11 protein-coding genes are annotated in these 12402 nt (G+C 45.5%); 5 read left to right on the top strand and 6 right to left on the bottom strand.

Features of this window, described 5'->3' with window-relative positions; genetic code table 11:
- Positions 1–175: 175 nt before the first annotated feature.
- Together tnpA and LX99_RS19485 are read right to left on the bottom strand one after the other, a co-directional pair.
- A complete protein-coding gene (gene tnpA / locus LX99_RS19490) occupies positions 176–634 on the bottom strand; it encodes an IS200/IS605 family transposase (protein WP_109609376.1) in 459 nt (152 codons plus the stop codon).
- Between the two features lie 43 nt (positions 635–677).
- Positions 678–2942: a glycoside hydrolase family 31 protein gene (locus LX99_RS19485; protein ID WP_109609375.1), complete on the bottom strand. Its 2265-nt coding sequence runs from the start codon at positions 2940–2942 to the stop codon at positions 678–680.
- A 325-nt stretch (positions 2943–3267) separates the two neighbouring features.
- Between LX99_RS19485 and LX99_RS19480 the strand changes: the two genes are divergently transcribed.
- The gene (locus LX99_RS19480; RefSeq protein ID WP_022829544.1) at positions 3268–3654 is read left to right on the top strand and encodes a hypothetical protein; all 387 of its coding nucleotides are present in this window, start codon (positions 3268–3270) and stop codon (positions 3652–3654) included.
- Between the two features lie 83 nt (positions 3655–3737).
- On the opposite strand, the gene LX99_RS19475 is transcribed toward LX99_RS19480, so the two are convergent.
- Both LX99_RS19475 and LX99_RS19470 read right to left on the bottom strand, forming a co-directional pair.
- Positions 3738–4640: a nucleotidyltransferase family protein gene (locus LX99_RS19475; RefSeq protein ID WP_109609374.1), complete on the bottom strand. Its 903-nt coding sequence runs from the start codon at positions 4638–4640 to the stop codon at positions 3738–3740.
- A gap of 103 nt (positions 4641–4743) precedes the next feature.
- Positions 4744–5859 (bottom strand): M42 family metallopeptidase, encoded by a 1116-nt coding sequence (locus tag LX99_RS19470; RefSeq protein WP_109609373.1) that lies wholly within the window; start codon positions 5857–5859, stop codon positions 4744–4746.
- A 335-nt stretch (positions 5860–6194) separates the two neighbouring features.
- On the opposite strand from LX99_RS19470, the gene LX99_RS19465 reads away from it, so the two are divergent.
- A complete protein-coding gene (locus LX99_RS19465; protein WP_109609372.1) occupies positions 6195–7091 on the top strand; it encodes a DUF6340 family protein in 897 nt (298 codons plus the stop codon).
- A gap of 147 nt (positions 7092–7238) precedes the next feature.
- Here the strand turns inward: LX99_RS19465 and LX99_RS19460 are convergent, their stop codons facing one another.
- Both LX99_RS19460 and LX99_RS19455 read right to left on the bottom strand, forming a co-directional pair.
- On the bottom strand, positions 7239–7667 hold the full coding sequence (locus tag LX99_RS19460; RefSeq protein ID WP_109609371.1) for a GNAT family N-acetyltransferase: 429 nt from the start codon (positions 7665–7667) through the stop codon (positions 7239–7241).
- A 182-nt stretch (positions 7668–7849) separates the two neighbouring features.
- On the bottom strand, positions 7850–9391 hold the full coding sequence (locus LX99_RS19455; protein WP_211319058.1) for an acyl-CoA carboxylase subunit beta: 1542 nt from the start codon (positions 9389–9391) through the stop codon (positions 7850–7852).
- Between the two features lie 106 nt (positions 9392–9497).
- On the opposite strand from LX99_RS19455, the gene LX99_RS19450 reads away from it, so the two are divergent.
- The 3 genes from LX99_RS19450 (at position 9498) to can (ending at position 12242) form a co-directional block, all read left to right on the top strand.
- Entirely contained in the window at positions 9498–9830 is a 333-nt protein-coding gene (locus LX99_RS19450) for a hypothetical protein (protein WP_022833759.1), read from the top strand.
- A gap of 79 nt (positions 9831–9909) precedes the next feature.
- Complete coding sequence (locus LX99_RS19445) at positions 9910–11514, top strand: SulP family inorganic anion transporter (protein ID WP_245927967.1); 1605 nt, start codon at positions 9910–9912, stop codon at positions 11512–11514.
- Positions 11515–11525: 11 nt separating this feature from the next.
- A complete protein-coding gene (can, locus tag LX99_RS19440) occupies positions 11526–12242 on the top strand; it encodes a carbonate dehydratase (protein WP_109609370.1) in 717 nt (238 codons plus the stop codon).
- Positions 12243–12402: the final 160 nt, after the last annotated feature.

Genomic DNA, 12402 nt, shown 5'->3' with positions numbered 1-12402 from the left:
GGAGCCAATATGCTGAAACAATTTTGGCTACAAACATGGTACTCCTACGGAGTTTGAAAACCATGCGCAGCTACAACTCCGTAGGAGTACCATGTTTGTAGGAAAATGAATGGGTATTCCTGGCTCCGTAGGTGCCTCCTATATCAATCACGCAAATCATCCACGGCAAGCTTTATTACCAGAAATCGAACAAATATCTCTCTTCAAAAGGAATTTCAAATTTCTCCAATAACTTTGTGAACTCCTGCTTAAATGACTTTTTCTGGTGATGAATTTCCTGGTTTTGGATATACTTTACTACGGAATCAATCTGCGAGTGAGAATATGAAAAAATACCATAACCTTCCTGCCAACTGAATTTTCCTCGTACCCAACCTTTACTGTTGATAAATTCATTGCTCTCAACTTTAATTTCCTTTACAAAATCAGAAATTAAGATACTTGGTTTGTAGCCAACAAAAATATGGGTATGATCAGGCATGCAATTAATGGCAAGCAGTTTAACACCACGATTTTGTATCAGTACCGTAATATATTTATGCAATTCCTCCTTATTACTTTTCGAAATTAGGCTTTCCCTGCCTTTAACGGCGAAAACGAACTGAAGATAAATCTGTGAAAAGGTATTGGCCATCGTTAAAATACTTAGCCCAATATAATCAGCATTCTATAGAATTTTAAAATTCAATTACGATTTCTTCTGTTGTATTTTCAATCAGCTCATCTTTTAATCCTTTTTCCCCAAACCCATGCAAAACAATCCTTAGCTGTTCAAATCTTGATTTAAAAACACCTTGGACAGGCGATAAGCGCAACACTATCTTCACCGGATCAAAACTGATCAACCTCTTATAATAAACACCCTGCTCGTAATCGTACGATGTACCATCGTCTTCATAATAAACAAAGCTGTTGGGTTCAGCTCCGTTCCAAACATGGATATATAAAATGCCGTCACCCTGCTCGCTTGTATTTTGCACACCGCTTTGCATCGGGATTATACCGCCTGCTTTTATAAACACCGGCAAATCGGTTAGTGGGGAGGGCACATGAATAACCTGCCCGCCCTCATAAATCTTATCCGACCCAAAACGGTACCACGATCCTTCGGGCAGGTAAACATCTGCTGTTAATTCGGTACTCACAACCGGGGCCACCAAAATGGAATTGCCAAACATAAACTGGTTTTGAAAACGGATATCATAAACACTGTCGTCGAAAGCATGTTCAATGGCCAGTGTACGGCTTAGCGGCAGGCCTGTCTGGGTTGATTGATAAAAGCCCGAGTAGATATAAGGAAGTAGTTTATACCGCTGCTCAATATCTTTTTTAATAATCTGTTCATATTCTTCGCCCCATTCCCATGGTTCGCGCATTTTGCTGCCTTGTATGGCGTGGTTACGGAACATCGGGGTATAGGTACCCAACGAGTTCCAGCGAACCATTAACTCTGGTGTAGGGTTGCCGCTGAAGCCGCCGATGTCAACACCTGTAAAACTCATTCCGGTAATGCCTAAGCTATTAACCAGGCGCTGACCGAACAGCAGGTGCTCATCTGTACCGGTGTTATCGCCCGTCCAGATGGCCGAATAGCGTTGTGTACCGGCATAAGCCGCCCGGGTGAGTACAAAGGGGCGTTTATTGCCTAATATCTCTCGTGTCCCCTCGTAAGTAGCCCGGGCCATTTGCATGCCGTAGGCGTTGCGTACCTCGGGCATATATTTATCGCCGAACTTTACCATCCAGGGAATGTTCTGGTTCCAAACGGCGGGCTCATTCATGTCATTCCAAAAACCATCAACACCCGGCTCGGCAAGTGCTGTAAATGCCGATCCCCACCATTCGCGTACCTCCTCCCTGAAAAAATCGGGGAAATGGCAGCGGCCCGGCCACACATAGCCCGTATAGTTTTCGCCATCGGGGTAGGTGGCAAAGTAGCCTTTATCGAGGCCCTCGTCGTATTGCTTGTAGCCGTTTTCTATCTTAATTCCCGGATCAACAATGGTGACCAGCTTAAAGCCCAATTGCTTCAACTCGTCGATCATCTTTTTGGGTTCAGGAAATGTTTCTTTGTTCCAGGTGAAGATCTTGAAATTGTCCATGTAATCGATATCGCAATAGATCACATCGGCGGGGATCTGCTTATCCCGAAATGTTTTGGCTATCTTCAACACCTCGTCGCTGCTCATGTAGCTCCACCGGCATTGCTGATAACCGAGGCTCCAGAGCGGCGGCATTTCCATCCGGCCGGTAAGCCAGGTATAATCTTCAATGATTTGCGCAACCCCCTGCGCGCCGAAAAAATAGTAGTTCATATCGCCGCCATCGGCACCGAACCAACTCATCTGCTCATCGGTAGATGCGCCGAAATCAAAATAGCTTTTGTGCGTGTTATCAAAAAACAACCCGTAGGTAAGGCCGCTGTGCAGGCCAATAAAGAACGGGAAGGTTTTATACAAGGGGTCGGTTTTGGGCGTATAATCTACCGCATCGGTATTCCAGTTGGTGTATGATGTGCCGCGACGGTTCAAATCGCCCGCCTTTTCACCAAGGCCGATAAATTTTTCATCAGCATAAATTTTACGATAGGTAATTACCCGTTCGCCTTGCCAGGTAGTTCCGTAACGCTCATCATCAGCGCTTAAGGGCATGCCTGTGTTGGTGAAAAAATTAAACCTCAAAGGCGATTTCTGGATGCGCAATTTAAGCGCCGGGGTAAAAACATCAATATAAGCCGACGATTCATCAAAATCAAAACCGGTCACCGGTTGCCGGATCACCGCGAAGGATTCATCCCTTTCCAGATGCTGTTTACTGATATTTACCCTGATAATGGTGGGGCTATAGCTATAAACCCTTGCTTCCGCTTCGGCGGTTTTGAGGATTAAAACGCCATCCTGTTGTTTAACGCCCTGTACGTTGCCTATGATCTCTGCATTCATGCTTTAGCTGCCGTTTTAGTTGGAGGTATAAGAAAGCAACGCAGCTAAATTTTATTGGTTTTACAAAATGCGTATTTGCAGGTAACAAATACTTCGTATTCGATCAACCAGCTTAAACTACCGATCAACACCCTGGATTTTTAGATCAACTTGTAAAATATGGATAATTTATGCGTTTTTGGCGTTTGCCGAATGCTTTCGGCTATTGGTATATAAGTTTAAGGCGCTGGTATAACGCTTTTTAGCGGGTGAAAATAATGTTGTTCATTTGATCATTGAAAATAACAAACACACAATATCAACAACATTTTAAATATTCAAAATCATGAAAACCTCAATAAAATTATCAGCATTATTTTTCTTATTAAGCGCAGGTGTTTTTGCTGCTACAGCCGCTAAAGCTGCCGATGTTACTCCTAAAGCCAAAGAAGTGGTAAGCTTCAGCGTGTTAGGTAACGATCGCGGCATCAAAATGGAATTTGCCCAATCAGTTAGCGGCAAATCAGTTGTACGCGTTTATAACAATGAAAATGAGTTGTTGCTAAAAGATAATGTATCAACCAAAACTGCCGCCACAAAAGGTTACGTGTTAAGCGAGCTGGCCGACGGCGATTATAAAATTCAGATCAATTCAAACAACCAGGTGGTTACCAAAACCCTTCATGTTTACCATGACGGCGAGCAGCAATCATTTTTTATAGTACAGGAATAAATAAAGATCAGCATATAAAAATAAAACTCCCGTTTGGCTCTTAGCAAACGGGAGTTTTATTTTTTTTGAGCTAAGCTAAGGATTTAGTCCCAAAGCTTTTCAGGGTAAACGCCGTTGGCTACCAGCTCAGATATGCTTTTCTGTACAATAGGCTTATCTTCTTTATAGGTAACGCCGAACCATTTTGAGCCGGTCGGGATTACCTTAAACGCGGCTGTGCCGTCTTTAATCAACTTATCGGCAGCAAGCGGGATAAAGAATTCCGCTTTCGGGTTGTTTTCATTAGCGGCCACAAAATCCACAAACATCTGCTCGCTTTGTTTAAATATGGCAGGCGTAAAACCCCAGAAGTTCATCGATACGCGGGTATCGTTAGGCAGCGAGTGCTCGCCGGTAGCATCTTTGTATGCTACACTGCCGTCTTCTTTAAAATAAACTTCGGTACGTTCGTTAATTTCAACCATGTTGCCGTTTTCATCAACCTCGCAAACACCGCGCGATACCGAGCCATAATCAGATAAAGTACGGTCAATTTGATAGCCTACCAGCGAGTACAGATCATCCCTGACCTCGGTAGTTAAAAATTGAGCCATTTTTTCAAATGCTTCATAACCATAATAATCATCAGCGTTGATTACGCAAAATGGTTCATTTACCTGGTTGCGGGCAGCAAGCACAGCGTGGGCCGTACCCCATGGTTTGGCGCGTTCAATTTCTTTATCGATGCCGAAAGGCTTCAGATCAAAGCTTTGAAAAACATAATCTGTTTCAACACGACCGGCCAGTTTGGGCTCAAAAATTGCTTTAAAGCTGTCTGCAAACTCTTCGCGGATAATGAATGTAACTTTACCAAAGCCTGCTTTAATAGCGTCGTATATTGAATAATCAATAATGGTTTCACCGTTAGGGCCAAAGCCGTCAACTTGTTTCATGCTTCCGTAGCGGCTTGCCATTCCGGCCGCGAGTATTAATAAGGTTGGCTTCATAAATAGAAATTTGTTTTTGGGGGGTTAAAATTTGTTTTCGTTTGATTTTTATGAGTGAATAAAAAAGCCACCCAATTGTTTTAAAGGGTGGTTTTTTTATCAATTATTTAATATATCTGAAATCTTGCCCGGCCTCGATGTTCAGTAAAGTTTCATAAATCATCCTGATCACATTGTCAACATCTTCTTTGTGGATCATCTCAACCGTAGTATGCATATAACGCAAGGGCAAAGATATCAAAGCCGAAGGCACACCATCGTTCGAATAGGCGAAAGCATCGGTATCAGTACCTGTTGAGCGCGATGAAGCCTGCCGCTGAAAAGGGATCCCGGCCTTCTGAGCGCTCGCTATCAGTAATTTATTGAGGTTGTTTTGCACCGCCGGGGCATATGATACTACCGGACCTTTGCCGCAGGCCAGATCGCCCTGTACAATTTTATTGATCATCGGCGTTTGCGTATCATGCGTAACATCGGTAACAATGGCAACGTTGGGCTTTATTTTGTGGGCGATCATCTCGGCGCCACGCAATCCAATTTCTTCCTGTACGGCGTTAACGATATATAAACCGAAAGGCAGTTTTACATTGTTTTCTTTCAGCAGGCGGGCAACCTCGGCAATCATGAAACCACCGGCACGGTTATCCAAAGCCCTGCCAACATAATAGCGATCATTCAATATCATGAACTCATCTTCGTAAGTGATTACGCAACCTACATGGATGCCCAGTTTTTCAACCTCTTCTTTACTGGTGCAGCCGCAATCTAAAAAGATGTTTTTGAGCGTAGGGGCTTCTTCCTTTTCACCACCCGAACGGGTATGGATGGCCGGCCAGCCGAAAACGGCTTTTACCACCCCGTTATCGGTATGGATGTTTACACGTTTTGAAGGGGCTATCTGGTGGTCGGAGCCGCCATTGCGGATCACGTAAATTAAACCATCGCTGGTAATATAGTTTACAAACCACGAAATTTCATCGGCATGGGCCTCAATAACAACTTTATAATCAGCCTTTGGATTGATAATGCCAACTGCTGTGCCGTAGTTGTCAACATAATGGGTATCGATATAAGGTTTTAAATATTCGAGCCAAAGTTCCTGCCCTTTCCATTCAAAACCGGTAGGCGAGGGGTTGTTGATATATTTTTCGAAAAAAGCCAGTGAAGATTCGTTTACAACGGGGGTATGTTGCGGGGCGTCAGTTTTCTTTTTAGCCATGTTAATGTTTAACCTGTTATGTTATACAGCAAATATAATAAAGCTGATGATATTGCGTAAGGTTAGCAGGTATAAAAGCAATCTGTTTGAACGGATTGAGGGAAGAGCAAAAGCATAACCAACCGTGGCGGGAGGCAACCGGCTGCCGAGCGCCAGCCACTATCGGGTACCCGGCGAAGATTCATTTTTATGCTCATTTTTAGCACGGGCGTTAAACGTTTTTCAAAATAAATAGTCACAATTATACCACCGAAGTGTTTGATATAAAAATGACTTGCTTTTCATAATGCATTCATGCTTATGTTTTACCTTTCGCAACTATTAAAATTACTAACGTGAAACTGTTTAAATTCGTTCTGATCTTATTCGCTGCCGGCTTCCTGGCCTCATGCAGTGTGCCACAATATGTAACCGTTCCTGTCGATTACGCTCCTAAAATGCAGTTCCATACGGGCCGCACCACCATTGTACTCATTAACCATTACATGCCCGATTCAACCCGCACGCGCAACCCGAGGGTATTGGCATCTTTAAAGGCGGGGGCTTATACCGCCATAAGCAACGTGGCTATGCAGCTGCACGCGTTGCCGGGTGTAAAGGTGGTTCAACTGGTTGATTCGGTAAGGTTTGCCGCCAATACCGATTCGGCTAAAGCCATCGCCCAGAAATATAAAGCCCGCTATGTGCTTTCGTTTGAGGATTTTAAAACCGAGACCGTTTGGGAGCGCGATTATTACAACGGGCAGCCTGTTGTTTACCGCACCCGGATGCTGAATACCACATTTTTGTTAACCGAAGCAAATGGTATTTATTTTAAAAAGCTGCAGGGCAAAGCTCCGATACAGGATGAGAACGCTTACGGAAATGCCTCAAGCCTGCTGGCCCACGGGGGCCCTTTGTATGATGCCATCAGGAATTCGGCTTTAGATGCATTGAAAGATTACCTACCCTATACCGATTACCACGACAGGCCGTTATATACTAACGGCGACCAGCTGGCAGCATCTGTAGAGTTGATTAAAGCCGGAAAGTTTGATAAGGCATTCCAGGTATTGAACCCGCTTATTGACGGCGCCGATACTAAGCTGGCCAGCAGGGCAGCCTATAACCTGGCCGTTGTTTACGAAGCCCAGGGCGATATTGACGCCGCGCTTGATGTGGCTAAAATATCTAATCAAAAACAAAAAAATGATTATGCCACCGCTATTATTGCCGATTTAATGAAGGAATGAGTAGGGAATCGCTTTAAAAAAAAATGTTGCTATCGTCTATTTGAAAGAGCCTCAGCCCCGGCCCCGTCCAAAGGAGAGAGAGTTCCTTGTTTCTCAAAGCCATCTCCTTTGGAGAGGATTTAGGTAAGGCTAAACTTAGGATGTCTTTTAAGGGAGATTTCCCTGATGAGCGAGGTGTTTTTCCAGTATTTCGTAATTAAACCCGTTTTTTGAAAAAAGCTGACCGGTATGTTTAAAGCCATGCTTTAAGTAAAAACCGATGGCGGTATCCCGGGCATTGCACCACAGCCTGGCGCCGCCGCCCTCCATGGCAAAATTGGTAATATACTGCAACATGGCTTTGCCTATCCCCATTTTTTGCAGCGATGGATCAACCGCGAACTTGCGGAACTGCCAGTTATCATCATCTTTAAAAAGCGAAACCACGGCAATAATGTCGTTATCCCGAAACGCCGCGAAATGGTAGCCATGGTTATCTTCTTCCATTTCCATTTCATACAATTTGCTACCGGGATATAACACCCGCTGCCGTAAGCGCCAGGTAAGTTCGGGGCGGATCTGTTCGATGGTAATCATTTTTTGAGGTAAAAGGATAAAGGCGAAAGGTAAAAGGTTTTTCGAAAGCGCCGAATTTTAGGATGGTAGCAAAAACGAGATGATGTTTTTTGAGGTAAAAGGCTAAGATAAAAGTTTTTTTACACCCTATTCTCACCCATGGCGTTAAACCTTCTTTTGCCTTTCGCCTTTTACCTTTCACCTTACAACGGAATATTCCCGTGCTTCTTCCGCGGGTTATTAGCTACCTTATTTTCCAGCATTTTAAATGCACTGATCAGTTTGGCCCTTGTTTCGGCGGGTTCAATCACTTCGTCAATAAAACCGCGTTCGGCTGCCCGGTAGGGGTTGGCAAAAGTATCGGCGTAAAGCTGCTCCATTTCCTGCCATTTGCCTTCGTGATCGTCGGCATGACTGATCTCCCGTTTAAAAATAATTTCAGCCGCGCCTTTCGCGCCCATTACGGCAATCTCGGCCGATGGCCAGGCGAAATTCATGTCGGCGCCGATGTGCTTGGAGTTCATAACATCGTAAGCGCCCCCATAGGCTTTGCGGGTAATTACGGTAACCCGCGGAACGGTGGCTTCGCAAAAGGCGTACAGCAGTTTAGCGCCGTTGGTGATGATGGCATTCCATTCCTGGTCGGTGCCGGGTAAAAAGCCGGGCACATCTTCAAATACCAGCAGCGGGATATTAAAGCAATCGCAAAAGCGAACAAAGCGCGCCCCTTTGGTTGATGAATGGATATCCAGTACGCCGGCTAAAAAGGCTGGCTGGTTAGCCACAATGCCGATGCTCCGGCCGGCCAGCCGCGCGAAGCCTATTACCAGGTTTTCGGCAAAATCTTTATGTACCTCAAAAAACGAATCCTGATCTATCACCTGCTCAATCACCTCGCGGATGTCATAAGGTGTTGAGGGCGCCGGAGGCAGCAGCGAATTTAATGCAGGCCGGAGCTCATCGCCGGGTTCATAAGGCAGTGAGGGCGCTTTATCCTCGCAGTTTTGGGGCATGTAGCTTAACAACTGTTTGATATGCTGAATGGCGGCTATCTCGTTAGGGCAGGCAAAATGCGTTACGCCCGATTTAGTGGCATGCGTATGCGCGCCGCCCAATTCTTCGGAAGTTACTACTTCGTGCGTTACCGTTTTTACTACGTTGGGGCCGGTTACAAACATATACGAGGTATGCTCAACCATCAAAATAAAATCAGTAATGGCGGGCGAATAAACCGCGCCGCCCGCGCAGGGCCCCATAATGGCCGAAATTTGCGGGATTACGCCCGATGCCATGGTATTGCGGTAAAAAATATCGGCATAACCGCCTAACGATACTACCCCCTCCTGGATGCGCGCCCCGCCCGAATCATTCAGGCCGATAACAGGCGCACCGTTTTTGAGGGCGAGGTCCATCACTTTGCAAATCTTTTCGGCATGGGTTTCTGAAAGCGAGCCGCCAAAAACGGTAAAATCCTGCGAGAAAACATATACCAGCCTGCCGTTTACGGTGCCGTAACCGGTAATAACGCCGTCGCCGGGATATTTTTCCTTCTCCATACCAAAATCAACCGAGCGGTGGGTGACCAGCATCCCAATCTCCTGGAACGAGCCTTCATCCAGTAAAAAGTGCAGGCGCTCGCGGGCCGTTAATTTTCCTTTTTTATGCTGACTTTCAATGCGCTGCGCGCCGCCGCCCTGCATGGCCTGTTCACGTTTGGCGTGCAATAATTCAAGCTTTTTATCCACAATTCAGGTTTTAGTAATTAGCTAAAAATAGTAATTAAATTGTAACATTAGCTTTTAAAGCCGCGTTACCGCTAATGCAAAGCATTTTTTTATATATTTGTGTTGGATGAAAATCAGGAATAATAAGATCTGGGTAGTAGCGCTGTTTATGGCCGTCTTTGTAATAAAGATGGGCATCTCGCTCGCACCGGTATTTTTATTCCTGGATAATAAAACCGTAAGCGCGGTGATCCTTCAGTTGGAGCAGGAAAGCAAAACAGATAAGGATAACCTGGAGAAAGACCTCGTGAAGGAGAAAAAAACCTTCGATGATTACGATTTTCATACCATCAGCTTCATTACCTATATTACCGAATCAAAGGTTTTGCACAACCAGGAAAACGCTTTGTATAAGCAGTTGTACCACCCGGTAGTGCCCACGCCCCCTCCAAACGTATAAAATGAGTTAACCGGATACTTCCCTATCCGGATTGCAACGCTTTTAATTCATTTTAACAATTTTAATCAACTTCATTCTTATGCAAATCAAGCAAGGTGAATTTGCTATGGGCAACCTCAACCTGAAAAAATATTTTTTGTCCAAAAATTTAAAAAGGGACATTCCGTCAAGTATTGTTGTATTCCTGGTGGCATTGCCGCTATGTTTAGGTATAGCGCTGGCATCCGGCGCGCCGCTTTTCGCGGGTTTGTTAACAGGCATCATCGGCGGGATCGTGGTAGGTGCGCTTAGCGGCTCGCAGCTTAGTGTTGCTGGTCCGGCAGCGGGTTTAACGGTAATTGTACTTAACGGCATTACCAAACTCGGCGCTTACGAAACCTTTTTATTAGCCCTGGTAATTGCCGGCGTTTTCCAGATCATCCTCGGGTTGATCAAGGCCGGTACCATCGCCAACTATTTTCCTTCATCAGTTATTGAAGGGATGCTGGCCGCTATAGGTATTATCCTTATCATGAAACAGTTCCCTCACGCTGTTGGTTATGATGCGGATTTTGAGGGCGACGAAGGCTTTAGCCAGGCAGATGAGCATAATACTTTTTCGGGAATAACAAGGGCCTTTGCCCGTATCAATTACGGCGCGGTGATTATTGCGGTGGTATCGCTGGCATTCATGATCTATTGGCCTAAGTTTAAAAAGCTGGCGGTTGTACCGGCGCCATTGCTGGTGGTAGTGGCCGGTATAGTTTTAAGCCTGGCTTTTTCGGGTACAAGCCTGGCCTTGCTTGATAAGCAGTTTGTACGCATTCCGCTGGTGCACAGCAGCGCCGAGTTTTTCGGCCTGTTTAAATCTCCGGATTTTGGGCAGATCGGGAACAAACAGGTTTGGATAACGGCTATTACCATTGCCATTGTGGCCAGTTTGGAAACCCTGCTGAGCCTTGAAGCGGTTGATAAAATAGACCCTATTAAACGTGTATCGCCAACCAACCGCGAGCTGCTTGCACAGGGAGTGGGCAATATCATAAGCGGTATGCTTGGCGGCCTGCCCATGACTGCGGTTATCGTTCGTTCGTCGGCCAATGTAAATGCCGGCGCACGTACTAAAATGAGTGCGGTTATACATGGTTTACTGTTACTGGTTGCATTGCTGGCAATCCCGTCGCTAATTAACCATATCCCGCTTTCGTGCCTTGCAGCCATCCTGCTCATGACGGGGTATAAACTGGCCCGTGTAGGCCTTTTTAAACACATGTGGCACCAGGGGCTTAACCAGTTTATCCCTTTTGTGGTAACCATTGCAGCTGTGGTAATGACCGACCTGCTGATTGGCGTGGGCATAGGTATGCTGGTAGGGGTATTTTACATCCTGCGTACAAACCTGCGTAACCCATACTTTTACCGGATTGAAAAGAACGGCAGTAAAGAAGTGATCAAACTGAAACTGGCCGAGGAAGTATCCTTCCTCAACAAGGCTGCCATACAGGTAACGCTTACCAGCTTACCACAGGGCAGCGAGGTACTGATTGACGGATCGAATTCGAGATACATCGATCCGGATGTACTGGAGATCATTCATAATTACAAGCACAATGCCTATACCAAGGGTATCATCGTGCAATTGAAGGATGTAAAGGAGAAGTACGATGTGCCTCCTTTAAAAGAATTGATTTATAACCCCATCTAACAAGAAAAACAATGTCGACACAAGAAAACAAAAACGGCAAAGCCGCAATAAATATCAGCGAAATCAGGTTAGCGCAATCAAACAGCTATAGCAAATTAATTGCAAATAATGCAGCCTGGGTTGAGCGCAAACTATCTGAGGATAGCGAGTTTTTCAATAAACTGGCCAAAGGCCAAAGCCCCGAAGTGCTGTGGATAGGCTGCTCAGACAGCCGTGTGCCCGCCAACGAGGTTACCGGTACCAAACCGGGCGAAGTTTTTGTACACCGCAACATTGCCAACGTATGTGTACACTCGGACATGAACATGCTGAGCGTGCTTGATTATGCCGTTAACGTACTTAAGGTAAAACACGTAATTGTTGCCGGCCATTACGGCTGCGGCGGCGTTGCGGCGGCCATGAGCCACAAGCAATTCGGCCTGATTGATAACTGGCTGCGCCATATTAAAGATGTTTACCGTTTGCATAGCCACGAGCTTGACCGCATTACCGACGAGACAACTAAGGTTAACCGCCTGGTTGAATTGAACGTTACCGAGCAGGTGTATAACCTCTGTAAAACCACCATTATTCAAAATGCCTGGAAAGAGCGGCACGACCTGGAAGTGCATGGTTGGGTTATTGACCTGGCCAGCGGTTTGGTAAAAGACCTTAAAGTAAGCAGCAGCAGCCCGGATAATTTAGGCTATGTATACGAGTTTGATGTGGAAGCCGTAGCTGCACATTAATAACCCCACCCAAACCCTCCCCAAGGGGGAGGGCTTTAAGAAGGGTAAGAGTTTTAAAAGTCTCCAGCCCCACCCAAACCCTCCCCGGGAGGGAGGGCTTTAAGAAGTTGAAATTTTTAAAAAGTCTCCCCTATCGGGGGAGATTTAGAGGGGGTTTTAA

Source organism: Mucilaginibacter oryzae, from assembly GCF_003148845.1.
GTDB classification, from domain to species: Bacteria; Bacteroidota; Bacteroidia; order Sphingobacteriales; family Sphingobacteriaceae; genus Mucilaginibacter; species Mucilaginibacter oryzae.
Note: the sequence above shows the minus strand (reverse complement) of the source record. Positions and strands in the feature narration are given on the sequence as shown.

Coding starts and splice junctions, on each gene's coding strand:
- tnpA (WP_109609376.1), bottom strand. CDS start 634: ATGGCCAATACCTTTTCACAGATTTATCTTCAGTTCGTTTTCGCCGTT.
- LX99_RS19485 (WP_109609375.1), bottom strand. CDS start 2,942: ATGAATGCAGAGATCATAGGCAACGTACAGGGCGTTAAACAACAGGAT.
- LX99_RS19480 (WP_022829544.1), top strand. CDS start 3,268: ATGAAAACCTCAATAAAATTATCAGCATTATTTTTCTTATTAAGCGCA.
- LX99_RS19475 (WP_109609374.1), bottom strand. CDS start 4,640: ATGAAGCCAACCTTATTAATACTCGCGGCCGGAATGGCAAGCCGCTAC.
- LX99_RS19470 (WP_109609373.1), bottom strand. CDS start 5,859: ATGGCTAAAAAGAAAACTGACGCCCCGCAACATACCCCCGTTGTAAAC.
- LX99_RS19460 (WP_109609371.1), bottom strand. CDS start 7,667: ATGATTACCATCGAACAGATCCGCCCCGAACTTACCTGGCGCTTACGG.
- LX99_RS19450 (WP_022833759.1), top strand. CDS start 9,498: ATGAAAATCAGGAATAATAAGATCTGGGTAGTAGCGCTGTTTATGGCC.
- LX99_RS19445 (WP_245927967.1), top strand. CDS start 9,910: ATGCAAATCAAGCAAGGTGAATTTGCTATGGGCAACCTCAACCTGAAA.
- can (WP_109609370.1), top strand. CDS start 11,526: ATGTCGACACAAGAAAACAAAAACGGCAAAGCCGCAATAAATATCAGC.